The organism is Aggregatibacter valvarum (assembly GCF_980468985.1).
This window is the reverse complement of sequence record NZ_OZ413141.1, coordinates 1353563-1378259: the sequence shown is the minus strand read 5'-3', so window position 1 is coordinate 1378259 and position 24697 is coordinate 1353563. Positions and strand designations below refer to the sequence as shown.

Genomic DNA, 24697 nt, shown 5'->3' with positions numbered 1-24697 from the left:
TCAGCCATGCTTAAAATCTTGCTTTCTCGGCTCAAGTGCGGTCAAAAAAAAGCGTGTTTTTCACTGTCTTGTGGCGTATATTCTGTTATGCTTTTTGTGTTTCTTGGCAACATAATTTTTAACATAGGAGTAACAATCGATGACCAGTGCTGCATTAATTAGTCAACTTCGTCAAATTGTCGGCGACAAATATTTGATTACCGACCCAAGCCAATCGGAAGCCTATCGTAGCGGTTATCGTTTTGGGAATGGAAATGCGTTGGCGGTGGTTCGACCGGGAAATTTAACGGAATTTTGGGCGATTCTTAAAGCGTGTGTGGCAGCTGATGTCATTGTTATCGCTCAAGCTGCCAATACCGGTTTAACCGGCGGTTCTACGCCTGATGGCAATAACTATGATCGCGACATTGTGATTATCAACGCCATGCGCATTTCAGGTATTCAATTAATTAATGATGCACAACAAGTGGTTTGTTTGCCAGGTTCTACGCTAAATGAATTAGAGATCGCGTTAAAACCGCACGGACGCGAACCGCACTCTGTCATCGGTTCTTCCTGTATTGGTGCCTCGGTGATTGGCGGTATTTGTAATAACTCCGGTGGGGCGTTGGTGCAACGTGGTCCGGCTTACACAGAAATGGCGCTTTATGCGCAATTAACAGAGCAGGGCGAATTACAACTGGTGAATCACTTAGGTATTGATTTAGGTGAAACGCCGGAAGAAATGTTAGCGAATTTAGAGAACCAACGTTATCAACGCAAAGACATCCAATTAGATTGTGGCAAAGGTCACGACCATGCTTACTGCAACCATGTACGCCAAGTGGATGAAGACAGCCCGGCACGTTTCAACGCGGATCCGGCGCGTCATTATGAGGCGTCCGGTTGTGCAGGGAAATTAGCGATTTTTGCGGTACGGTTAGATACCTTTGTGGCAGAGAAAAATACGGCGGTATTTTATATTGGTACTAATCAAACAGAGGCATTAAATGATCTTCGTCGTCATATGTTGGCGAATTTTAAACAGCTACCGATTTCCGGTGAATATATTCACCGCGATGCGTTTGATGTGGCGGCTAAGTATGGCAAAGATACGTTTTGGGTGATTAAAAAATTTGGAACGCATTGGTTACCGAAATTGTTTGCTTTGAAAGCCAAAGTCGATCGATGGGCGAAAAAAATCGATTTCTTGCCAAATCATCTCAGTGATAAGATGATGCAAACCCTCTCTCGTATTTTGCCGGAACATTTGCCGAAAAAATTGTGGCAATATCGTGATCAATACGAACATCACTTGATTGTTAAAATAGGCGGTGATGGCGTGCAAGAAGCACGAGATTATTTAACCTCTTACTTTAAAGAGGGCAGCAAAGGCGCTTTCTTTGAATGTGATGCTGTAGAAACGCAAGCGGCAATGTTACACCGCTTTGCTGTGGCTTCAGCTGCGATTCGTTATCGTGCGATTCATGAAAAAGAAGTGGAAGACATTGTGGCACTGGATATTGCATTACGTCGTAATGATCGTGAGTGGTTTGAAACTTTGCCGCCTGAGATCGACCAAAAAATCAGTCATAAATTGTATTACGGGCATTTTATGTGCCATGTTTTCCATCAGGATTATATCGTTAAAAAAGGCCATGATTGCATGGAATTGGAGCATCAAATGTTGGAATTGCTTGATAAACGCGGCGCACAATACCCGGCGGAACACAACGTGGGGCATTTGTATGAAGCCAAGCCGGAGTTGCGTAAATTCTATAAATCTCTAGATCCGACAAATAGCTTCAATCCGGGGCTGGGGCATACCTCGAAGAAAAAATACTGGGAATAACCCATTGACTAATAAGGGAAAGGCGTATGGTCATTGCCATGCGCTTTTTGAATGTAATATTGCTTGACGGAATTTCCGTCACATAAGGAGAACGAAGTCCTTTTGTTCATCAACCATGTCTATGAAATTACGGCTAGTTTATTTTACTTTTCTTCTTTTTTTAATTTTCTTTCTTGCTTACGCCTTTCCTCGGTTGTTTACACAGATAGCCGATTGGCAGCGACTGTTCAATCAGTTGATCAGCGATAATTTACATCACATTCAACAACATTCAGCAGCGGCCGGCGTAACGCTCATTACAGCGAGTTTTTTATACGGTGTTATCCATGCACTGGGACCGGGGCACGGCAAATTCATCATCGCAAGTTATTTATCGACACATGAGAGTCGGTTAAAGCAAAGCATTAAACTCAGTGTCTTTTCCTCCCTTACACAGGGCATTGTGGCGGTGGTGGCGACCTCTGTCGTATTGATCGTGTTAAATCTCTCCTCTCGTTATTTTAAATTAAGCCAGTTGTGGCTGGAGCGAGGCGCATTTTTATTGCTTGTCGGGTTAGGGCTCTATTGGATTTATCAAGGCAGCCGCTCGTGGAAAAAACCATCGACAACCCTTTTTCAAATTAACAAACTTACGCCACTTTCTTCTTCACAAACTTCTTCACAAATTTCTTCGCAAAGTGCGGTCAAAAATCACCGTACTTTTTCCACGGAACACGCTCCTGTCTGCGCCTGTGGTCATCAGCATTTACCCAATGCCCAACAATTAAAAAAAGCCGAAGATTGGAAATCGCAGTTACTGGTAATTTTAAGCATTGGTATGCGCCCTTGTAGCGGTGCTATCTTTGTGCTCTTTTTATCTTATATGCTGGATATTTACCTATGGGGCGTGGTGGCGACTTTGGCAATGTCATTAGGAACAGGATTAATGTTGGCGCTTTTTGCGGCGCTCGTAAAATACACGAGACATCTAGCGATCACGCTTGGGAATTGGTACGGCAAAGGTTTTACACGTTATCACAGTGAGGCACTGATGAAACTGGTGGCAGGTGGCATTATGCTGTTCTTTGCGTTGGCTTTGCTTTATGGCACAACATTGCCGATGAGTGGAGGCGCGGTGTTATTTGCGAGATGATAGAAAAACAAAAAGGATTCAGCAGAAAAAAATAAGCCCATAAGGAGGCTATGGGCTCAAAATCTTTTGGAAATTACTGTTTTTATAAAAGGAGACAAATAAAAACGATTGAACCAAAAGACAAAAAATTGGCTCCTCCTGCTGGACTTGAACCAGCGACATATGGATTAACAGTCCACCGTTCTACCGACTGAACTAAGGAGGAATAATTCAGTATCATTTGGTATCAAAAGATAGGTGGCGTATGTTACTTATCCGAACATATCTTGTCAACACCCTAAAGAAAAATTTTTTTACTTTTTCAGCGTCAATTTTCTATCCACAAAGTCTGTGGATAAGTTTGTGGGTTATTATTTTAAAAATCCTGCCATCCCCGATAAAATCAGGCTTTATTGAAATCCAAGATAAAATTGATTGTAAAATGACATTTTCTTATTTTTCAATTAGTTAATAAAAATCTAGCGAATTTTTTAAAAAAATTTTAGAAATTTGTGACTTAGGCTACTTGACAAATATAACTCTGTGTAAAACTTCATTTTTTATTACGCCTCAATATGGCGTGAGAGTGGTGTGAGAAATATGCTAAAATGCGTGGCATTTAGAAATACCGTAAAAATTGACCGCACTTTATGTCTGAGAAAATTAACACCAAGCCATTTATTCTTCATTCCGACTTCAAACCTTCCGGCGATCAGCCACAAGCCATTGCCAAACTCGCCGAGAATTTAGAAGACGGCTTGGCGCACCAAACCTTACTGGGCGTTACGGGTTCCGGAAAAACCTTTACGATTGCCAATGTGATTGCGCAGTTAAACCGACCGGCCATGTTGCTTGCCCCGAATAAAACGCTTGCGGCGCAGCTTTATGCGGAAATGAAAGCATTTTTTCCTGAAAATGCGGTGGAATATTTCGTTTCTTACTATGATTATTACCAGCCGGAAGCTTATGTGCCGAGCAGTGATACCTTCATTGAAAAAGATGCGTCCATTAACGATCAAATCGAGCAAATGCGTTTGTCGGCGACCAAATCTTTTTTGGAACGTCGGGATACCATTGTGGTTGCCTCGGTTTCCGCTATTTATGGTTTGGGCGACCCGGATTCTTATTTGCAAATGATGTTGCATTTGCAACAAGGGGCGATAATTAATCAGCGTCAGATTTTGGCGAAGTTGGCAGAATTGCAATATACGCGTAACGATCAGGCATTTCAGCGCGGTACATTTCGTGTGCGTGGGGAAATTATCGATATTTTCCCGGCAGAATCTGATGAGCGCGCCGTACGCATTGAATTATTTGATGATGAAATTGAGCGCTTGAGCCTTTTCGATCCGCTTACGGGAAGCAGTTTTGGTGCCGTGCCACGTTTCACCGTGTATCCAAAAACGCACTACGTGACACCACGCGAGCGCATTTTAGATGCTATTGAAAAAATCAAAGTGGAACTGGCGCAACGACGGGAATATTTCATTAAAGAGAATAAATTGTTAGAAGAACAACGCATTAGTCAACGTACTCAATTTGATATTGAAATGATGAACGAATTGGGCTATTGCTCGGGGATTGAAAACTACTCACGTTATCTGTCGGGCAGAAATGAAGGCGAACCGCCGCCAACCTTATTTGACTATATGCCGTCTGATGCGATTTTAATTATCGATGAATCTCACGTCACAGTACCGCAAATCGGCGGGATGTATCGTGGCGACCGTTCCCGTAAAGAAACGTTGGTGGAATATGGCTTCCGTTTGCCTTCAGCGTTGGATAACCGTCCGTTACGTTTTGAGGAATTTGAACGTTTGGCTCCGCAAACTATCTATGTTTCGGCTACCCCGGGGCCTTATGAGCTAGAAAAATCCGGTGCAGAAATTATCGATCAGGTTGTGCGTCCAACAGGCTTACTCGATCCGCAAATTGAAATTCGTCCGGTGTCTATTCAAGTGGATGATTTGCTTTCTGAAGCGCGTCAAAGAGCAGATAAAAATGAGCGCGTTTTAGTGACAACGCTGACCAAAAAAATGGCGGAAGATTTAACGGATTATTTGGATGAACACGGCATTCGCGTGCGTTATTTGCACTCTGATATTGATACGGTGGAGCGTGTAGAAATTATCCGTGATTTGCGCCTAGGCGAATTTGATGTATTGGTCGGGATTAACTTATTACGGGAAGGCTTGGATATTCCCGAAGTGTCCCTCGTGGCGATTTTAGATGCGGATAAAGAAGGCTTCTTGCGTTCTGAACGTTCTTTAATTCAAACCATCGGACGTGCTGCGCGAAATTTGAATGGTAAAGCGATTTTGTATGCGGACAGTATCACCAAGTCGATGGAAAAAACCATTACGGAAACTAATCGCCGCCGTGAAAAACAAACGAAATACAATGAAGATCACGGCATTGTGCCGCAGGCGTTAAATAAAAAAGTGGGCGAATTGTTAGACATCGGTCAGGGCGCCAATCAAAAAGCAAAAGCCAATAAACAACGCGGAAAAATGGTGGCAGAACCGACCGCACTTTATGCCGTGCCTACGTCAGCGAAAGAATATCAACAACAAATCAAGAAACTGGAACAGCAAATGTATAAATTTGCGCAAGATTTGGAATTTGAAAAAGCCGCCGCCGTACGTGATCAATTACAGCAATTACGGGAAAGTTTTATGTTGTCAGGCGAGTAAAAGTGCGGTCGTTTTCAAAGGTGAATTTTTCTTGATAAGGCAGGCGGCGGATTTTTGCAGGCATCAAAAATTCGCTTATAATACACCGCACTTTTTACCTAAACGGTAAGCGAATCATCTATGAAATTAACAGCAAATAATAAAACACTTGATCTTTCTACCCCTAAAATTATGGGGATCCTCAATTTCACCCCGGATTCTTTTTCTGATAGCGGTAAATTTTTTCAATTAGATAAGGCGTTGTTTCAAGTAGAAAGGATGTTGAATCAAGGCGCATCGATTATTGATATTGGGGGAGAATCAACCCGACCGATGGCAGAAGAGGTGACGTTAGAAGAAGAACTTGAGCGGGTTGTTCCTTTAGTTGAGGCGGTGAGAAAACGGTTCGATTGCTGGATTTCGGTGGATAGTTCCAAAGCACAGGTGATGCAAGAGGCCGCTAAGGTGGGCATGGATCTGATTAATGATATTCGTGCTTTGCAAGAACCTGATGCATTACAAACTGCCGTTCGTTTGGCATTGCCGGTGTGCATTATGCATATGCAAGGGCAGCCGCGAACAATGCAGCTCAATCCGCATTACGATGATGTGGTGGCGGATGTTTTAAAATTTATGCAGCAGAGAACGGAACAATGTTTGGCTTCGGGAATCAAAAAAGAGAATCTGATTTGGGATCCCGGCTTTGGTTTTGGCAAAAACGTGCAACATAATTATTGTTTGTTACAACAATTTTCGGTTTTCTGTGAACAAGGGTATCCGGTGTTGGCGGGAATTTCCCGTAAATCCATGATTGGTGCCGTATTGGATAAGCCTGTAGAACAACGGACAGTGGGCAGTGTGGCTGCCGCATTAATTGCTGCGATGAAAGGTGCCAGTATTTTGCGCGTGCATGATGTCGGTGAAACGGCCGATGCGCTTAAAATTTGGCTGGCAACGCAAAATGCTTAAATACGTAGTTGTGCTGTCGGACGCTAGCTGTCTTATCGGAAGAACGATAGCATAAAATAATAAATGACATTTTTATTAAGAAGGAATTGAAACATGGCTGAACGTAAATATTTTGGGACTGATGGGGTGCGTGGCAAAGTAGGTAACCATCCGATTACGCCTGATTTTGTTTTAAAACTCGGTTGGGCAGCAGGTAAAGTGTTAGCGACACAAGGATCTCGCGTCGTGCTGATTGGTAAAGATACCCGAATTTCGGGCTATATGCTTGAGTCTGCCCTTGAAGCCGGTTTAGCGGCAGCCGGTTTATCCGCTGCATTCACCGGCCCAATGCCGACGCCGGCCATTGCTTATTTAACCCGCACTTTCCGTGCCGAAGCCGGTATCGTGATTTCCGCTTCCCATAATCCCTATTATGACAATGGGATTAAATTCTTTTCTACACAAGGGACGAAATTACCCGATGATGTGGAGGAAGCCATCGAGGCCATGTTGGAGCAACCGATGGACTGTGTTGAATCTGCCGAACTAGGTCGCGCCAGCCGAATTAAAGATGCGGCAGGCCGTTATATTGAATTTTGTAAAAGCACCTTTCCGGCGCATTTGAGTTTAGAAGGTTATAAAATTGTGGTGGATTGTGCCAATGGCGCAACCTACCACATTGCGCCGAATGTCATGCGTGAATTAGGTGCAGAAGTTATTGAAATTGGCACCCATCCGAATGGCATGAATATTAATGAAAAATGCGGTGCAACGGATATTAAAGCGTTGCAACAAAAAGTGTTAGAAGTAAAAGCGGATGTGGGTTTGGCGTACGATGGTGATGGTGACCGTTTAATTATGGTGGATCATCTCGGTAATAAAGTCGATGGTGACCAAATATTATTTATTATTGCGCGTGAAGCCTTACGCGAAGGGCGTTTGCAAGGCGGTGTCGTAGGCACCTTAATGAGCAATATGAGTCTTGAACTTGCCTTAAAACAATTAGCTATTCCGTTTGTGCGCGCCAATGTGGGCGACCGTTATGTGTTGGAACAAATGCAAGAACGCGGTTGGGGCTTAGGCGGTGAAAACTCGGGGCATATTATTATTGCTGATCGCAATACGACCGGCGATGGCATTATCGCTTCTTTAGCCGTGTTGACAGCAATGGTAAAACATCGTTTGTCGCTGAATGAACTTGCTGATGCAGTTAAATTATTCCCACAAGTATTAATTAATGTGCGTTTTGCCGGTGGTAATAATCCATTAGAAAGCGACGCTGTAAAAGCAGTTGCAGCAGAAGTTGAAAAACGTTTGGCAGGCAAAGGACGTATTTTACTGCGTAAATCAGGTACTGAGCCGTTAATTCGCGTGATGGTGGAATGTGAAGACGGCGCATTGGCGCAGCAATGTGCAGAAGAAATCGCGGAAGCGGTGAAGGCCAATTAATCTTTAAGGTCGTTGCAAATGCATTTATTTATTATGCGTCATGGCGAAGCGGAATTGATGGCGAACTCGGATAAAGCGCGCCATCTTAACGCTAATGGCAGAGAACAATCCCGACTTCAAGGAATATGGTTAAAATCCACCGCACTTGAGTTCGACAAAGTCTTGGTGAGCCCTTATACCCGAGCTTTAGAAACCTTTGATGAAATTAATCAGGTTTTTGAGCAACAACTTTCCGATAAATTGGAAGTGTGGGAAGGCATTACGCCTTATGGTGATTCCGGCTTGGTGAGTTCTTATGTGGCTTTGTTGGAAAAAGAAGGACATTGCAATCTTCTGCTTATCTCTCATTTGCCTTTGGTCGGTGATATTGTGAAAGAATTGTGCGGTCGAAATCCGGCGAGTTTTTATCCGGGGGCTATTGTCGATATTCATTGGGATAACGATCAGCCGAAGGTAAACGATATAAAATATGTGAGTAAAATTGCGTAAATTCGGTTTCTTTTTATGCTGTTTTACGACAGACTATGGTCTGCTTTACGAATTGATGCCGTAAAGCATTTCTATTTAATTATTAATATGCATTAGGAGCTACAATGAAAAAATCACTCTTAGCCGCTTTAGTTTTAGGCGCAACATTCAGTATGACCGGTTGTGATGACAGCAAAACCTCACAGCACGTTGAACAGGCAAAAGCCAGTGTGTCTGAAGCAAAAGACGCGGTTGTGAATGCCGCAAAAGACATGAAAAACAGCACAACAGATGCTGTAAAAGACGCGCAAGCCGTTGCTGCAGAAAAAATGGATGCGATGGCAGCGAAAGCCGGTGAAATGAAAGATGCCGCCGCTGAAAAGATGTCCGCGGCTAAAGACGCGGCTGCAGAAAAAATGGATGCGATGGCAACGAAAGCCGGTGAAATGAAAGATGCCGCCGCTGAAAAGATGTCCGCGGCTAAAGACGCTGCCACGGAAAAAATGGATTCTATGGCAACAAAAGCCGGCGAAATGAAAGATGCCGCCGCTGAAAAAATGTCCGCAGCCAAAGACGCTGCGTCTGAAAAAATGGATGCGATGGCAACCAAAGCGGGTGAAATGAAAGAGGCCGCCGCTGAAAAGATGTCCGCAGCCAAAGACGCCGTATCTGAAAAAATGGATGCGATGGCAACGAAAGCCGGCGAAATGAAAGAGGCTGCAGCTGAAAAGATGTCCGCAGCCAAAGACGCTGCGTCTGAAAAAATGGATGCAATGAAAACCAAAGCGGGCGAAATGAAAGATGCTGCAGCTGAAAAGATGTCCGCGGCTAAAGACGCTGCTACAGAAAAAATGGATGCAATGAAAACCAAAGCTGGTGAAATGAAAGAATCTATGGCAACCAAAGCGGGCGAAATGAAAGAGGCCGCTGCAGCGAAAATGGATTCCATGGCAACCAAAGCAACAGAAATGAAAGACGTGGCTGCTGAAAAAGTGAATCAAGCAAAGGATGCCGTATCTGAAAAAGCAGCGGAAGTAAAAAATGCAGTGAAAAGCGAAATGGAAGGCAAGTAAAGCAGAAAATTATTTTGTAACAAGGGGGAGAAATCCCCCTTTTTTCTTGCCCTAAATTGAATGCGTCAAAAAATGGCATTTTACGTCAAAATCAAACAGCGTTTCGTTTAAACGGTATGGCTGCTTTAATGCAGGTCCGCAGGAATTTGACCCAATACCACTCATTTTGTAATCAACACACAGCACAGTACTGCTGCTTTCGACAAGATCATCATGATACTTTTTCATTGCCAATTCTTCTTGGCGATAAGGCGAAAGATTGAAACTAAACGGTGTGGTTGCCGTGATAAAAATCTGCCGATTTTCTGACCGCACTTTAACGTAAGAACAGCCATAATGGCTACCATTTTCCTGTGGCTTCAAATAAGGCACGTGATTTTGCCGAACCGTGGTGTGATAATGACCTAACAGGGAAGACTGATGTTTATCAATATAGCTTTCTGTTGGGCCATAACCGAAATATTCAGCCTGTTGATAGGCGCGATCTAAACAGAAACGTAAACCAAAACGCGGTAAGAAAGGCAAGTGCGGCGCTTTTTCCCCATGAATTTTGATGTGTAATGGGCCAAATTCATCTAGGCGATAGATGACGTCTAGGGTTAAAATTCGAGCCTTGGATACTGCCACTAATGCTGATTTGACTTTAATTTCGACCGCACTTTCATATTGTGTCACATGGCATTCATAGGCGCGAGTGATTGCGCGATCGTATCCTGCTGCTTGCCAGTGCGCGTTGATTAAGACATCGTTATCCAAAGGCGCACGCCAAATATTGAAATCTAATGGCTGTTGCAACAAGGATTCGCCCTGATGGGAAACCTGCTGCAAAATGCCCTTTTGCTTATCAAACACATAACAATGATCTTGTTGTTGCACATGAATATGCTTGGCATCTTCCTGTACCGAAAACGTGGCTTTTGTTGGTGGCTCAACGCCCAATGGCGGCATGATTGACAATCTTGGGCGATGAAAAAGATTGAGTTGATCGAAGCCTAAAATATATGTCGCCGGTATGAAATCAGTGGCTTGACATTGTTCGTAGAATAAGGTTAACAACCATAAATTGCCGTTATCTGCAGGCAGTTCCAGTGGCAAAAGTGCGGTGTGTTTTGGCGCAATTTGGATCCCATTTATTTTTCCTTCTTGCATGACAATGCCATTTTCTGAAAGTTGATAGCGAATGCTTAAGCACTCGGCGGTATTCGCGAAATCCCAATAATTGGTCAGCCACACCTTGCCGTCTTTTAACTGGGCACGAATGGGACGTTGTACGTTTTTTAGCTCTAATAAGTTACTTTGAATTTGACGATCTGCCGTCACCAAACCATCAGCGCAGAAATTTCCATCATTGGGGACATCGCCAAAATCGCCACCGTAGCCCATGCGGTCGGTTCCTGCCAAATAGGGCGAATGATTGCACCATTCCCACACAAAACCGCCACAGGCACCGAGGTATTTTTGCATCGCGAGGAAATAATCTTCCGCATCGCCGCAAGAATTGCCCATCGCGTGCAAATATTCGCAAAAAATATAAGGTTTGCGATTTTGTGGATTGGCAAAATAGGCGTCCATGTCTTCGGGGGCCGTGTACATTTCACTGTGCAAGTCTAAATTTGAGGTATCATTTTGATGGGCGGAATGCTGGAAAATCGCATTTTCATAATGGACTAAACGGCTGGGATCACGCGCTTTCACCCAGGCGGCGGCCGCTTCAAAATTTTCACCGTAGCCACTTTCATTGCCGAGCGACCAAATTACCACCGAAGTGCGGTTTTTATCCCGCTCCACATTGGCATGAGTGCGGTCTAAAATCGCATTTTTAAATTCAGGCGCGCGAGCCGTGTAACAATAATTGTCAATCGTTTGTTGTCGAATGGCATCCTGATCGATGTCTGTTTTCACGCCAAGTAAAATGCTGCTTTCCGGTGTCGGCACATACACGGCATTGGTGCCATGAGATTCAATATCGCTTTCGGCAATGACATAAAAACCGTATTGGTCGCAGAGTTCGGTAAACCAAGGCGCATTGGGATAATGTGCTGTGCGGATGGCATTGAAATTATGCTGTTTCATTAGGCGTAAATCCTGCAATGCCTGCTCACGATGAATTACATAACCGGTGCGTGGGTCGCTGTCATGTCGATTGACCCCTTTAAATTTAATCGCTTGCCCATTGAACAATAACACGCCATTTTTTACCTCAATTTTACGCAAGCCGATACGCTGACAAATCACTTCTGAACCATAACGAAAAACTAGCGTGTAAAGATTTGGTTGTTCGGCATTCCATAAGATCGGCTGAACAAGAAAACATTCGAAATCTTGACCGCACTTTTCCGCCACTAAACGCTGTTTGGGATCAAAGAGTTGCCAATGAATGTCTTGCCCATGATGATCAGAGAAAATACACTTCACCGTGATATTCGCTGCCGTGAAATCATCGTTTAATGCCGTTTTTATAAAGAAATCCTGTAAATAATGGGCTTCCCGTTCCAACACATAAACATCACGGAAAATGCCTGACATTCGGAATTTATCTTGATCTTCTAAATAACTGCCATCACACCATTTCAGCACGATAACCGTGATGTTATTTTTGCCAGACTGTAAATAATTCGTTACATCAAATTCTGAGGTGCAATGACTGATTTGGCTATAACCCACAAATTGTTCGTTGAGATATAAAAACAAGCAACTGTCCACGCCTTCAAAATTCAGCAAATAACGCTTATTGGCTTTGAGTGTCAAGTTCAATCGGCGTTGATACCAACCGCATGGGTTTTGTTGCGGAACATAAGGCGGATCAAAGGGAAAAGGATAATTGACATTGGTGTATTGATGTTGATCGTATCCGTGATTTTGCCAATTTGACGGCACGGGAAGCTGACTATTTGGAGTGAGTTGAAGGAAGTTTTCCGGCAGATCCCAATAGCTTGAAAAATACTGAAACTGCCAATTTCCGTTTAAAGGAATGAAATAATCTGAATATTCTCTGGGATTTTCTACCGCACTTTTATGTGTCGCATGAGGAATAAAATAGGCATGGTGCGGCGTAGTATTAATGTGGAGTATGGAAAGGTCTTGAAAATAGTGAGGCAATGACATAATGCACCTTAAAAACAACGAATTGTGAAACCAATATACGCAATTTCTCCGCTCAATTTTAGACAAAATGATAATTTTGTGATTTAAATCACATTCTTTATTTTACAGAGTGTAAAATTTGCAATACAATCATTGTAAATTTTTAAATACACAACAAGGAATATCTATGAATAAAACAGTAGGAAGTACGCTGCTCGTGGCAGGTACCATGATTGGCGCAGGCATGTTAGCCATGCCGTTAACCTCCGCCGGCATTGGCTTTGGCGCTACCTTATTTCTTCTACTTGGGCTTTGGACGCTGTTAACCTTCAGTGCGTTGCTGTTCGTTGAGCTTTACCAAACCGCACCAAGTGACGCCGGCATCGGCACGCTGGCAGAGCAATATTTCGGTCGTCCGGGACGAATTATTTCCACCGCTGTATTAATTGTCTTTTTATACGCGCTCATTGCCGCCTACATCAGTGGTGGCGGTTCTTTGTTGACCGATACACTGCCAACCATCGTTGATCGTGACACGACCGGCAAAGTCGCCGTATTGATTTTTACCCTTTTCTTCGGCGCGTTTATCATTATCGGTACGCACAGCGTAGATAAAATTAACCGCGTGTTGTTCTTTGTGATGATTGCCACGTTCGTGATGGTGTTAAGTTTGATGTTGCCGGAAATTAAACTCGACAACTTGATGGCAATGCCCATTGATAATGCGCTGATCATTTCCGCCAGCCCGGTATTTTTCACCGCGTTTGGTTTCCATGGTTCTATTCCAAGCTTAAACAAATACCTCGGCGGTAACGTCAAAGCCTTGCGCATTTCCATTTTAGTGGGTTCCGGTATCACCTTGTTCGCCTACATTTTATGGCAACTCTCCACCCACGGCTTGCTCACACAAAACGAATTTCTGCAAATCTTGCAACAAGATGCCACGTTGAACGGCTTAGTCACCGCCACCTTAACCATTACCCAAAGCAGTATGATGGCAAACGCTGTGAAGATCTTCTCCACCTTGGCGTTAATCACCTCATTCTTGGGCGTGGGACTTGGCTTACTAGAATGTATTGAAGACCTATTAAAACGTTCTTTTAACATCAATGCAGGACGTTTTTCCTTAGGTTTAATGACGTTCATCCCACCAATCGTCTTCGCCTTATTCTACCCACAAGGTTTCATTTTAGCGTTAGGCTACGCAGGTCAAATGTTTGCGTTCTACGCCGTGGTTCTTCCGGTTTCGCTGGTATGGAAAGCACGCCGCATTCACCCAAATTTGCCATATAAAGTCTGGGGCGGCAAAGCCACGCTACTCATTGTTTTAGTCCTTGGCGTCATCATTACCTCCATCCCATTCGCCATCCGCGCCGGCTATCTGCCATTTGTGGTGGGTTAAAATCACCTAAAAAAACAACCGCACTTTGATCGGTGTAATCAAAGTGCGGTTTTTATCAACAATTAGATTCTGCCAAATTTTTCTTATTATTGGCAATTACCCTAAGATTTTATCTAATGCTTTGCTGACATCTTCTACTTTTTGAGTGCCGTCTAAGCGGAAATATTGCGTGTTACCTGCTTTGGCTTCTGCTTGGTAGTAATCCACTAATGGTTTGGTGGTGTTGTGATACACTTTCAAGCGGTCTAACACAGTTTCCGGTTTGTCATCGGCACGGATAATCAAATCTTCGCCGGTCACATCATCTTTGCCTTCCACTTTCGGTGGGTTGTAAACGATGTGGTAAGAACGACCGGAAGGTTGGTGCACACGACGACCGCTCATACGTTCTACGATCACTTCATCCGGCACATCAAATTCCAACACATAATCAATGGCGATACCGGCAGATTTCAAGGCGTCAGCTTGTGGAATGGTACGTGGGAAACCGTCAAGTAAGAAACCTTTGGCGCAGTCAGGTTGTGCTACGCGTTCTTTCACTAAGGAAATGATTAAATCATCCGGCACTAATTGACCTGCGTCCATTAAGGTTTTGGCTTGTTTGCCTAATTCGGTGCCGGCTTTGATCGCAGAGCGTAACATGTCGCCCGTGGAAATTTGCGGGATGGCAAATTTATTCATGATGAATTGTGCTTGTGTACCTTTTCCTGCGCCCGGTGCGCCTAATAGAATAATTTTCATGTTGTCCTCTTTTTTAAATGAAAAATAACTGAAAAAACCACCGCACTTTTCCTATTTCGGGAAGAAAGTGCGGTCGGTGTTGAAAATGTTTTATTAATGGTGGCGTATGGTTGCTTAATTCCCTAAAAATGTCAATTGCTTGCGTTCGGTGCGGTGACTTTTTCGTTCCAGGGTGCAACCCAGCATAAACAGAGCATGCCCGGGATGGCTAAAAATAAGCAAATCCAAAAGAAATGATAGTAGCCCACTGCGGCAACGATTTCGCCGGAAAGCGCACCGAGCCCTTTGCTCGGCAAGGCAGCAAGGCTGGTAAACAACGCCAGTTGAGTGGCGGTGTAAAGCGGGTTGGTTTCCCGTGCCATAAAGGCTACAAACGCTGCGGTGCCAAGCCCCACGCCAATATATTCGCCACAAATCACAATGCCTAGTTTTAAGCGAGCTGCGTTATCGACAACGTGGAAATAATCAAATCCGGCAAGCCAAATAAAGCCACCGATAGTAATCAGTTGAATAAAACCAAAGACCCAAAGGGCACGGTTAATGCCGAGACGCAACATCACTATGCCGCCTGCCATGCCGGCAATAATGCTCGACCACAACGCCGTGCTTTTTACCACTAAGGCAATGTCGGTTTTGCTAAAGCCCATGTCCACGATGAATTTACTTTGCAACGTGGTGGCAAGGGCATCACCGAATTTATATAGGAACAGAAAGGCAATAAAGCCAATGCCTGCATAAATGCCTTTACGCTGGAAAAATTCTTGTAGCGGAATGGTAAAAGCCTGATAGAACGGCTGCTTGCTTTGATGAATTTGAATTTGTGGCTCGCGACTTAAAAAGAAGGTCATAAACAGCCCACACAGCATGAAAAGTGCGGTCAATAAAAACACCGTTTTCCATGGCAGGAACGTGGCGAGATACAATGACAGTCCGCCCGGAATTAAACCGGCAATGCGATAAGCATTAATGTGAATGGTATTGCCCAAACCCAATTCGTTATCGCGCAAAATTTCCCGTCGATAGGCATCTAACACAATGTCTTGAGTAGCGGACATAAAGGCGATGAACGTGGCCAGAAAAATGACAATCTGCATTTGTTCTTTCGGATCGTATAAACCGATCAAGTAAAGACTCAGCAGAAGCAAGAGTTGGGAAATGGCGAGCCAACTGCGACGGCGACCGAGAAATCGAGGAAAATAGCGATCCAGTAAAGGCGCCCACAAAAATTTGAGCGTGTAGGGTAGGGTGACTAAGGTAAAAGCTCCGATGGTTTGCACGCTAATGCCATTGTCCGACAACCAAATCGGCAACATCTGCAACAGCACGAAAAGTGGCAAACCGGAGCTGAAGCCGGTAAAGACACAAATCAGCATATTGCGGCTGAAAATTTGGGTGGCGAGAGAAGGCTTAATCGGTTGTTCTGTCATTATGATTTCAGGGCAATTTTATTCGACGGCAATTTCTTTAATGCGGAGTTCATCGCCGCTTTGGCGTTGTAAATGCGTGCTGCTGCAATGTGGGCACGTGCTGTTATTGGCTTGAATTTCGATCAGTTGTTTGCAATCCCAACACCAAGCTTTGGCGGGAATGGAAATTAAATGAAGCTTACAATTTTCCGCCGGTGTGCCTTGCGCTACCATTTCAAAGCCAAATTCCAATGCACTCGGCTCAATGCAAGAAAGGGCACCGACTTCCAGCCAGAGGTCGGTGACTTTATTGACATTGTGTTGTTTGCATTGCTGCTCAACAATTTCAATGATGTTTTGACACAAAGAGAGTTCGTGCATGAGACTTAATCCCGATAGCCTTTCGGGTTATTTTTTTGCCAATTCCACGTGTCTTTCATCATTTGAGCCAAGCCACGTTCTGCTTTCCAGCCTAATTCTTTGGCAGCAAGGCTCGGATCAGAATAGCAAGTGGCAATGTCGCCCAGACGACGATCCACTAATTTATAAGGTATTTGAATGTCATTAGCTTGTTCAAACGCTTTCACCATATCTAATACGGAATAGCCCACACCGGTGCCTAAATTATAAATGTGCAAGCCGGCATCGTCTTGATGGCGATCCAGCGCTTTTAAGTGACCAATCGCCAAATCCACCACATGAATATAATCGCGTACACCGGTGCCATCATGAGTGTCGTAGTCGCTACCGAATACGGAAAGTTGAGGCAATTTGCCGATAGCCACTTGGCTGATATAAGGCAATAAGTTGTTTGGAATACCATTCGGATCTTCGCCGATCAAACCGCTTTCATGGGCGCCCACCGGATTGAAATAGCGCAAAATGGTCATACTGAATTTCGGCTCTGCTTTGGCAATATCACGTAGGATTTGTTCCACCATAAACTTAGAGGTGCCGTACGGGTTAGTCGTGCCGCCCACTTTGCAGTTTTCGGTAATCGGAATGATTTCAGGATCACCGTAAACGGTGGCGGAAGAACTGAAGACGAAATTCCACACGCTGGCTTTTTTCATTTCTTGTAACAAAACCAATGAGCCGGTGACGTTGTTCATATAGTATTCAGCAGGTTTTTGTACGCTTTCGCCGACGGCTTTTAAACCGGCAAAATGAATGACGGAATGAATCGGATTTTCGGCAAAGATTTTTTGTAACAAGGCGCGATCTAATACATCGCCTTCATAAAATTTCACGCTTTTGCCGGTAATTTGTTTTACGCGATCTAAGGATTTTGGTGAGGCGTTACAAAGATTGTCTAATACCACGACCTCTTTGCCGGCATTTAATAATTCGACGACAGTATGTGAACCGATATAACCGGCACCGCCGGTGACTAAAATGGACATTTTAATTTCCCCTTATTGCGAATATAACTCATAGAAATTGTGTGCTAGTATAACACTGTTTTGAAATCAAAACATGAGACGGATTAACCGCTTATTTATTCTTGGGAGGAAACTATGAATTGGTATTTGCATGTACTTAAAAACTACGCCACGTTTTCAGGACGAGCAAGACGAAAAGAGTATTGGATGTTCTTTTTAATCAGTGCACTAATCAGCATTGTATTGACGCTGTTGGATATCTTGCTAGGAACGTATAGCATGGAATATGAAGCCGGGCTTTTTAGTGGGCTGTATTCATTGCTGATTCTGATCCCGAGTATCGCAGTTGTCGTTCGCCGTTTACATGATACGGATCGAAGCGGATGGTGGATTTTAATTTCATTAATTCCTCTTATCGGTGTTATTGTGTTGTTTGTGTTCATTTGTTTAGACAGCCAACCGGGAACAAACCGTTTTGGCGCAAATCCGAAAGAAGTCGCATCACAAACGCTTCCTGCGGTCGAAACTGATCGTTTTATCAGTTAATTATTAGTGCGTAGCGTGCAACTTGTTGCACGAAGGATTAACCTCGATGCGTAATTCACGATTTCGTGCGTAGCGTGCATCTTGATGCACGACCGAACCAAGCACGGAACGTTATTTACTCTTTCGGGCATTCGCGATTTCATGCGTAGCGTGCATCTTGTTGCACGAATGATTAACCTCGATGTGTAATTCACGATTTCGTGCGTAGTGTGCAACTTGTTGCACGAATGATTAACCTCGATGTGTAATTCACGATTTCATACGTAGCGTGCAACTTGTTGCACGAATGATTAAACCTCGATGCGTAATTCACGATTTCGTACGTAGCGTGCATCTTGATGCGCGACCGAACCACGCACGGAACCTTATTTAACCCTTTCGGGGTGTTTGTGATTTCGTGCAACAAGTTGCACTCTACGATTCTCATTATCAGCTAATTTTTTTATTTATTGCGCAAACGTTTACTTCTGTGGGCGTTGCGGTAAAATACCCGCCCTCTTTTTTCAACGACAAATTAAAAGGTAATGTCATGTCATCTTCTCCATCTTCCGCTTTAGAAAAACGCTTTGAGTTGACTAAACGCGGTTCCACCGTACGCAAAGAAATTGTGGCCGGTTTAACCACTTTCCTCGCGATGGTGTATTCCGTTATCGTGGTGCCGAATATGTTAAGTGCGGCGGGTTTTCCGGCAGAATCGGTGTTTATTGCCACCTGTTTAGTGGCTGGTTTAGGCTCGATTTTAATTGGCTTTTGGGCGAATGCACCCATGGCAATCGGCTGTGCTATTTCTTTAACGGCATTTACGGCATTTAGCTTGGTTATCGGACAAAAAGTGAGTATTCCGGTCGCCTTAGGTGCGGTCTTTTTAATGGGGGTTTTCTTCACCCTTATTTCTGCCACAGGCATTCGCGCGTGGATTTTGCGTAATTTACCGGTGGGTATCGCACACGGTGCGGGGATTGGTATCGGTTTATTCCTGCTTTTAATCGCCGCAAACGGAGTAGGGCTTGTGGTGAGTAACCAAGCCGGTTTGCCGGTAAAATTGGGCGAGTTCACCGCGTTTCCGGTGATGATGTCATTAATTGGTTTGGCGTTAATTATCGGCTTAGAAAAAATGCAAGTGAAAGGCGGCATTTTATGGGTGATTATCGCCATTACCATTGTAGGCTTAATTTTCGATCCCAATGTCACCTTTAACGGTCAAGTCTTCAAAATGCCAAGCTTCGGTGAAGAGTCTTTATTCTTGCAATTAGACATCATGGGCGCATTGCAACCGGCGATTTTACCGGTGGTGTTTGCTTTAGTGATGACCGCGGTATTTGATGCTACAGGCACTATCCGTGCCGTGGCAGGGCAAGCGGATTTATTGGACAAAGACGGTCAAATCATTAACGGCGGTAAAGCCTTAACGTCGGACTCCGTGAGTAGTTTATTCTCCGGTATTTTCGGCACGGCACCGGCAGCCGTGTATATCGAATCCGCAGCAGGGACTGCTGCCGGCGGTAAAACCGGTATCACCGCTATCGTTGTTGGCGTATTGTTCCTATTAATGTTGTTCTTCCAACCATTAGCCTTCTTGGTGCCGAACTATGCGACAGCACCGGCGTTAATGTACGTGGGATTATTGATGTTAAGCAACGTCAGCAAATTAGATTTTGATGATTTCGTTGGCGCCATGAGCGGCTTGATTTGCGCAGTGTTTATCGTGTTAACGGCAAACATTGTGACCGGTATTATGTTGGGCTTTGCTGCATTGGTGATTGGCCGTGTGGTGAGTGGCGACTTTAAACGCTTAAATATCGGCACCGTTGTGATTGCTGTTGTTTTAGTGGCGTTCTACGCTTGCGGTTGGGCGATTTAATTCACTCGATAAAGACAACGATAAAGATAACGAAGGCGCATGAGAATGCGCCTTTTTGTTTGCCTTAATCTTGAAAAACAGTGAAAAAACCGACCGCACTTTGTAGCTTATCATCGTAGAAGATCAGCGGAATGCGTTGGCGTTGCCAAGGGGCGACGTTCAACTGTTGCCACACTTTTTTAATGTCTTTATTTATGCCGTTTGGTGTTAATTTCACCTTGCCCGAATAACGAAATCGAATCCAAACTTTCGTTCCCTCTAAGGGTAAATTTAATGCTTCTTGATGTGTTTTCCCATTTTCGTCTTGCCAAAGTGCGGTCATTTTTTCGCTTGTTTTTTTCAGTAACAACGTGCCTAAATGATCCGGCAAGGAAATAGGGTGTTCAAATGTTGCCTCAATATATTCCTGTGAAATATCGTTAAATCTCGGCGTGAGAAATAAACGGTGTTGATAGCGGCGGACAATGTTATCGTCTAGGCGAAATTGCGGTTGCGCATCGACTTTCGCGAAAATAACATCCGATATGATTTGCTCTAATTGCACGAGAGAGGGGAGGGTAACGCCCCAATCTTGCAACCATAAGCGTAACAAGGCGCGTTGTTTCACCGGCGAATAGTCGGCGAAATTTTGCAGGTTAAAAGTGCGGTCATTTTTCACGATGTTTTTTTGATATTCTTCCGCTAACAGCTCATTAAGCAGTTGTTGTTGTTCATAACAATGTTGCGCGGAACGTTGTACGGCAGAATCAAAATGCGCCCAGCGTTGGCGTAATTCAGGCAACACGGCATTACGCAGAAAATTGCGATCGTATTGATTGTCCTCATTGCTTTCGTCCTCAACCCAACTTAGCCCTTGTTGTTGTACAAACGCCAGTAATTGTTGGCGGCTAAAATTCAATAAGGGGCGAAAAATAGGTACGCCGTAAACATTGCTTTTCGACGGCATAGCGCTTAAGCCTTGCACGCCACTGCCGCGTTTTAGGGCAAGGAAAAATGTTTCCGTTTGGTCTTGCTGATGATGTGCCGTGGCGAGCCATTCAGTCGGTAAAATCTGCTGTGCAATGGCTTCATAACGGGCTTGGCGGGCTCCTGCCTCAATGCCCTTTTCTGTGCTGACGTTCACGTGTTGAATTTGCAACGGAATACGAAATTGGCGGCAAATTTGTTGGCAATGTGCTGACCAAGCATCGGCATGGGTGCTTAATCCATGATGAATATGAATGGCGCGCAGCTGAAAGTGCGGTTGTTTTTCACGAAGTTTTGCAAATAAAGCGAGCAGCGCGGTGGAATCCAAACCACCGCTAAACCCGATAAGAAAGTGAGTTTGGTTTGGAGCAAGCCGTTGTAATTGCTGTGAAAAACAGTCGAGGAGCATAGGCGAATGGCACGGGTAGAGGACATTCCCTCCCGTCTTCGGGAGGGATTTAAATGAAGCTTTTTTTATACGTAGCCGTAACTCATTAGACGTTGATAACGGCGTTCTAGCAGCTTTTCTGTGTCAAAGACGTCAAGGTCGTCTAAATCGGCGAGCAGGCGTTTTTTCAAGTTTTGCGCCATTTCATCGTAATTGCGGTGCGCCCCACCCAACGGTTCCGGTACGATATTATCAATTAAGCCGAGTTCTTTTAAACGGCTGGCAGTTAATCCCATGACTTCCGCCGCGGTGGAAGCTTTGTCGGCGCTTTTCCACAAAATAGAAGCGCAGCCTTCCGGCGAAATCACGGAGTAGGTGGAGTATTGCAACATGTTGACTTTATCGCCTACGCCGATCGCTAACGCACCGCCGGAACCGCCTTCGCCGATCACAGTACAAATCACCGGTACTTTTAGGGTGGACATTTCACGTAAATTGCGAGCGATAGCTTCTGACTGACCGCGTTCCTCTGCGCCTACGCCCGGATAAGCGCCCGGAGTGTCAATGAAGGTGATGATAGGCAATTTGAAACGCTCTGCCATTTGCATGAGGCGTAAAGCTTTGCGGTAGCCTTCCGGTGCCGGCATACCAAAGTTGCGTTTTACTTTATCTTTCACGGTACGCCCTTTTTGATGGCCAATTACCATCACCGGTCTGCCGTCTAAACGTGCTAATCCGCCAACAATGGCTTTGTCATCAGCAAAAGCACGATCGCCGGCAAGTTCTTCAAATTCGGTGAAAATATGTTCGATGTAGTCAAGAGTATAAGGACGATTCGGATGACGAGACATTTTTGACACTTGCCACGCATCTAAATTTGCAAAGGTTTTTTCGGTTAATTCGATGCTTTTTTTCTGCAAACGGGCAATTTCATCATCAAGATTAATTTCATTATCCTGTGTTGTCATTGCACGTAAAGATTCGATTTTCGCTTCAAGTTCGGCAATGGGTAATTCAAAATCTAAGTATTCTTGACTCATGTGTGATTCCTAATTTTGTGAAAATTTTGCACCGCACTTTAACAAGATTTTGGTAGTGGTGCAATTGGACGCGCTATTCTATGCGTTTTTTTCATAAAAGTCATACCATTTCATCTGGTAACACCAGCTAAGGCTATGTAATGAAAGTATTTATTGCCTTTGCGCGTGAAACGAAAAATGAAAAAAATGCGTGAAATATCAGGTTATGCGCTAATTGACAATCTGCTAAAACGATTTTATTATGTAACCACTTTCAAGATAAGATGTTTGAAAGTCAGGATTGGTCTCCTGAAATAAGCGGGCTGAAGGTATAGAACACTTTTAGTATCAGTATGTCGCAAACTACAAACCATCATCCATCAATGGTGGACTAGGTAGAAACCCGCAAGGACGCGACGCAGCGAACCGCTTGCTGTTAAGACCAATTCTGCTTAGTTCACCACCCTTTTTCTCTCATCTTCACATTCATTTATACCTCTTGACACTGTCGATATCACCTGCTTTTTGTCTTGAAAAAGGCATTTCCATTAATGAATTCTAAACCCAATCACGCTATAATTACGCCATTCGTTTAACAAAAAGGAAGTAAGCATGACAGAGCAGGCTTTGCACGCGGAACAGAAGGAATGCGTCATAACAAACGACATTCGGCTGACGCAATATAGCCACGGCGCCGGTTGAGGCTGCAAAATATCGCCTAAGGTTTTAGAGGAAATTTTGCATACCGAAATGGCACCGTTTATTGACCCGAATCTCCTTGTCGGCAATGACACCAAGGATGACGCGGCGGTGTATGATTTAGGCAATGGTACGTCGATTATCAGTACCACAGACTTTTTCATGCCGATTGTGGACGATCCCTTTGATTTTGGGCGCATTGCGGCAACCAACGCCGTGAGCGACATTTTCGCTATGGGCGGTAAACCGATTATGGCGATTGCGGTGTTTGGCTTCCCGATTAACAAATTGCCTGCAAGCGTGGCACAACGCATTATTGACGGCGGCCGTTTTGCTTGTCAGGAAGCAGGTATTGCCCTTGCCGGTGGACACTCCATTGACTCACCGGAACCGATTTTCGGTTTGGCGGTGACCGGCATTATCGACACTGAAAAAGTGAAACGAAACGCCACGGCACAAGCGGGCTGCCACTTATATTTAACCAAGCCACTGGGCATCGGCGTATTAACCACCGCGGAAAAGCAAGGCAAATTAAAACCAGAACATAAAGGCTTGGCGACCAAGTGGATGTGCCAAATGAATTTGCTAGGCAGTCAGCTTTCAAACATTGACGGCGTCACCGCCATGACGGATGTTACCGGTTTCGGCTTGTTAGGGCATTTAGCCGAAATCTGCGAAGGCTCCAACCTTAACGCCGAAGTGGATTTCGCCAACATTAAAACCCTAGACGGCGTAGATGATTACATCGCGCAAGGCTGCATTCCGGGCGGAACAAATCGCAATTTCGACAGCTACGGACACAAAATCGCCCCAATAACGGATTTACAAAAAGCCGTATTATGCGATCCGCAAACCTCCGGCGGCTTGCTCATTGCCGTTAAACCGGAAGCGGAAAAAGAGGTTTTTGCCGTTGCACAAAACGCCGGTGTTGAGCTATATCCAGTCGGTAGACTCATTGAACGACAAGCTACACCTGAATTTATTGTGGTGAAGTAGCATTGATTTGTTGATTAAAGTGCGGTCATTTTCCCAAGTGTTTTTTGAAATGAAAAACGTTTGAGGAAATGACCGCATTTTTTTAGTCATGAACATTTATGCTGCCGCGCGTTTCCTAACGCGTGCTAAAGAAAGTAAATAAAGTGCGGTGAGTTTTTGAGGTGTTTTTGTGCAATGAGGCACACGCTGGGAAGCGTGCGTAACAGATTGTGCTAATAACCAGCGTCCACGCTGGTGCTGTTTAATAAAAACATTGTGAATTTTATCTATAAGCCGTTGGCAGAACCAATATTCAAAAATCTTTGGATTTTTTGACTGCATTTTTAGTTGATAGGCGCAAGTGAGGACGCTTTCGCCATCGTGGGGGGTAAAATATAATTTTGCATTCAAAATATTTAGTTATGAGGGTGTAATTTTATTCTGCCAAATCTCCCCTACCCCTCTTTGCTAAAGAGGGGGGGGTTTAAACATTAGCTTTTTTTAATATCATCAACATATTCAGAAAGTTAACTCTCAAAAGATTTTATTAAATCGAAAAAATATAAATTCATGCTCCAAATCCCCTCTTTAGCAAAGAGGGGTAGGGGAGATTTGATAGAATTGAGTTACACCCTAATAATTAACTAATATCCCAGAAAATATCAAAACGCTGAAA

Annotated in this window: 18 protein-coding genes, 1 tRNA gene and 1 pseudogene; 11 read left to right on the top strand and 9 right to left on the bottom strand. The window is 44.2% G+C overall.

Annotation, left to right across the window (positions count from 1 at the left end):
* Positions 1–139 precede the first annotated feature (139 nt).
* Complete coding sequence (gene dld / locus AC30SF_RS06455) at positions 140–1831, top strand: D-lactate dehydrogenase (protein ID WP_489607932.1); 1692 nt, start codon at positions 140–142, stop codon at positions 1829–1831.
* Between the two features lie 121 nt (positions 1832–1952).
* On the top strand, positions 1953–2963 hold the full coding sequence (gene zevB, locus AC30SF_RS06450; RefSeq protein ID WP_489607931.1) for a zinc transporter permease subunit ZevB: 1011 nt from the start codon (positions 1953–1955) through the stop codon (positions 2961–2963).
* Positions 2964–3092: 129 nt separating this feature from the next.
* On the opposite strand, the gene AC30SF_RS06445 is transcribed toward zevB, so the two are convergent.
* A tRNA-Asn gene (locus tag AC30SF_RS06445) sits at positions 3093–3168 on the bottom strand.
* A gap of 424 nt (positions 3169–3592) precedes the next feature.
* On the opposite strand from AC30SF_RS06445, the gene uvrB reads away from it, so the two are divergent.
* From uvrB to AC30SF_RS06420, 5 genes and pseudogenes are all read left to right on the top strand, one after another.
* Positions 3593–5635, top strand: a complete 2043-nt coding sequence (uvrB, locus tag AC30SF_RS06440; RefSeq protein ID WP_489607930.1) for an excinuclease ABC subunit UvrB — start codon at positions 3593–3595, stop codon at positions 5633–5635.
* A 120-nt stretch (positions 5636–5755) separates the two neighbouring features.
* Positions 5756–6583 (top strand): dihydropteroate synthase, encoded by an 828-nt coding sequence (gene folP, locus AC30SF_RS06435; RefSeq protein ID WP_489607929.1) that lies wholly within the window; start codon positions 5756–5758, stop codon positions 6581–6583.
* A 93-nt stretch (positions 6584–6676) separates the two neighbouring features.
* Positions 6677–8011 carry a phosphoglucosamine mutase gene (glmM, locus tag AC30SF_RS06430; RefSeq protein ID WP_489607928.1) on the top strand — a complete coding sequence of 445 codons (1335 nt, stop codon included), beginning with the start codon at positions 6677–6679 and terminating at the stop codon, positions 8009–8011.
* A gap of 18 nt (positions 8012–8029) precedes the next feature.
* The gene (sixA, locus tag AC30SF_RS06425) at positions 8030–8500 is read left to right on the top strand and encodes a phosphohistidine phosphatase SixA (protein ID WP_489607927.1); all 471 of its coding nucleotides are present in this window, start codon (positions 8030–8032) and stop codon (positions 8498–8500) included.
* A 104-nt stretch (positions 8501–8604) separates the two neighbouring features.
* A pseudogene (locus AC30SF_RS06420) lies at positions 8605–9198 on the top strand (hypothetical protein); the annotation flags it as partial.
* 405 nt (positions 9199–9603) lie between these two features.
* Here AC30SF_RS06420 and AC30SF_RS06415 read toward each other — a convergent pair.
* A complete protein-coding gene (locus AC30SF_RS06415; RefSeq protein WP_315541757.1) occupies positions 9604–12657 on the bottom strand; it encodes a glycoside hydrolase family 2 TIM barrel-domain containing protein in 3054 nt (1017 codons plus the stop codon).
* A 166-nt stretch (positions 12658–12823) separates the two neighbouring features.
* Between AC30SF_RS06415 and AC30SF_RS06410 the strand changes: the two genes are divergently transcribed.
* Positions 12824–14038 (top strand): aromatic amino acid transporter, encoded by a 1215-nt coding sequence (locus AC30SF_RS06410; protein ID WP_295975330.1) that lies wholly within the window; start codon positions 12824–12826, stop codon positions 14036–14038.
* A 96-nt stretch (positions 14039–14134) separates the two neighbouring features.
* On the opposite strand, the gene adk is transcribed toward AC30SF_RS06410, so the two are convergent.
* The 4 genes from adk to galE form a co-directional block, all read right to left on the bottom strand.
* On the bottom strand, positions 14135–14779 hold the full coding sequence (gene adk, locus AC30SF_RS06405) for an adenylate kinase (protein WP_048750318.1): 645 nt from the start codon (positions 14777–14779) through the stop codon (positions 14135–14137).
* Between the two features lie 131 nt (positions 14780–14910).
* Positions 14911–16206, bottom strand: a complete 1296-nt coding sequence (locus AC30SF_RS06400) for an AmpG family muropeptide MFS transporter (RefSeq protein WP_489607926.1) — start codon at positions 16204–16206, stop codon at positions 14911–14913.
* An 18-nt stretch (positions 16207–16224) separates the two neighbouring features.
* Positions 16225–16566, bottom strand: coding sequence for a hydrogenase maturation nickel metallochaperone HypA (gene hypA, locus AC30SF_RS06395; protein ID WP_489607925.1), 342 nt, complete (start codon positions 16564–16566; stop codon positions 16225–16227).
* Between the two features lie 5 nt (positions 16567–16571).
* On the bottom strand, positions 16572–17588 hold the full coding sequence (gene galE, locus AC30SF_RS06390; protein ID WP_489607924.1) for a UDP-glucose 4-epimerase GalE: 1017 nt from the start codon (positions 17586–17588) through the stop codon (positions 16572–16574).
* 114 nt (positions 17589–17702) lie between these two features.
* Here galE and AC30SF_RS06385 point away from each other — a divergent pair, with 114 nt between their 5' ends.
* Positions 17703–18113: a DUF805 domain-containing protein gene (locus tag AC30SF_RS06385; RefSeq protein ID WP_489607923.1), complete on the top strand. Its 411-nt coding sequence runs from the start codon at positions 17703–17705 to the stop codon at positions 18111–18113.
* A 529-nt stretch (positions 18114–18642) separates the two neighbouring features.
* Positions 18643–19974, top strand: a complete 1332-nt coding sequence (locus tag AC30SF_RS06380; protein ID WP_489607922.1) for an NCS2 family permease — start codon at positions 18643–18645, stop codon at positions 19972–19974.
* A gap of 64 nt (positions 19975–20038) precedes the next feature.
* Here the strand turns inward: AC30SF_RS06380 and tilS are convergent, their stop codons facing one another.
* The gene (gene tilS, locus AC30SF_RS06375) at positions 20039–21349 is read right to left on the bottom strand and encodes a tRNA lysidine(34) synthetase TilS (RefSeq protein WP_489607921.1); all 1311 of its coding nucleotides are present in this window, start codon (positions 21347–21349) and stop codon (positions 20039–20041) included.
* 65 nt (positions 21350–21414) lie between these two features.
* Entirely contained in the window at positions 21415–22368 is a 954-nt protein-coding gene (gene accA, locus AC30SF_RS06370; protein WP_021615598.1) for an acetyl-CoA carboxylase carboxyl transferase subunit alpha, read from the bottom strand.
* Positions 22369–23001: 633 nt separating this feature from the next.
* Here accA and selD point away from each other — a divergent pair.
* Complete coding sequence (selD, locus tag AC30SF_RS06365; RefSeq protein ID WP_489608313.1) at positions 23002–24042, top strand: selenide, water dikinase SelD; 1041 nt, start codon at positions 23002–23004, stop codon at positions 24040–24042.
* 96 nt (positions 24043–24138) lie between these two features.
* Here the strand turns inward: selD and AC30SF_RS06360 are convergent, their stop codons facing one another.
* Positions 24139–24432 carry a hypothetical protein gene (locus tag AC30SF_RS06360; protein WP_489607920.1) on the bottom strand — a complete coding sequence of 98 codons (294 nt, stop codon included), beginning with the start codon at positions 24430–24432 and terminating at the stop codon, positions 24139–24141.
* Positions 24433–24697: the final 265 nt, after the last annotated feature.

Coding starts and splice junctions, on each gene's coding strand:
- dld (WP_489607932.1), top strand. CDS start 140: ATGACCAGTGCTGCATTAATTAGTCAACTTCGTCAAATTGTCGGCGAC.
- zevB (WP_489607931.1), top strand. CDS start 1,953: ATGAAATTACGGCTAGTTTATTTTACTTTTCTTCTTTTTTTAATTTTC.
- uvrB (WP_489607930.1), top strand. CDS start 3,593: ATGTCTGAGAAAATTAACACCAAGCCATTTATTCTTCATTCCGACTTC.
- folP (WP_489607929.1), top strand. CDS start 5,756: ATGAAATTAACAGCAAATAATAAAACACTTGATCTTTCTACCCCTAAA.
- glmM (WP_489607928.1), top strand. CDS start 6,677: ATGGCTGAACGTAAATATTTTGGGACTGATGGGGTGCGTGGCAAAGTA.
- sixA (WP_489607927.1), top strand. CDS start 8,030: ATGCATTTATTTATTATGCGTCATGGCGAAGCGGAATTGATGGCGAAC.
- AC30SF_RS06415 (WP_315541757.1), bottom strand. CDS start 12,657: ATGTCATTGCCTCACTATTTTCAAGACCTTTCCATACTCCACATTAAT.
- AC30SF_RS06410 (WP_295975330.1), top strand. CDS start 12,824: ATGAATAAAACAGTAGGAAGTACGCTGCTCGTGGCAGGTACCATGATT.
- adk (WP_048750318.1), bottom strand. CDS start 14,779: ATGAAAATTATTCTATTAGGCGCACCGGGCGCAGGAAAAGGTACACAA.
- AC30SF_RS06400 (WP_489607926.1), bottom strand. CDS start 16,206: ATGACAGAACAACCGATTAAGCCTTCTCTCGCCACCCAAATTTTCAGC.
- hypA (WP_489607925.1), bottom strand. CDS start 16,566: ATGCACGAACTCTCTTTGTGTCAAAACATCATTGAAATTGTTGAGCAG.
- galE (WP_489607924.1), bottom strand. CDS start 17,588: ATGTCCATTTTAGTCACCGGCGGTGCCGGTTATATCGGTTCACATACT.
- AC30SF_RS06385 (WP_489607923.1), top strand. CDS start 17,703: ATGAATTGGTATTTGCATGTACTTAAAAACTACGCCACGTTTTCAGGA.
- AC30SF_RS06380 (WP_489607922.1), top strand. CDS start 18,643: ATGTCATCTTCTCCATCTTCCGCTTTAGAAAAACGCTTTGAGTTGACT.
- tilS (WP_489607921.1), bottom strand. CDS start 21,349: ATGCTCCTCGACTGTTTTTCACAGCAATTACAACGGCTTGCTCCAAAC.
- accA (WP_021615598.1), bottom strand. CDS start 22,368: ATGAGTCAAGAATACTTAGATTTTGAATTACCCATTGCCGAACTTGAA.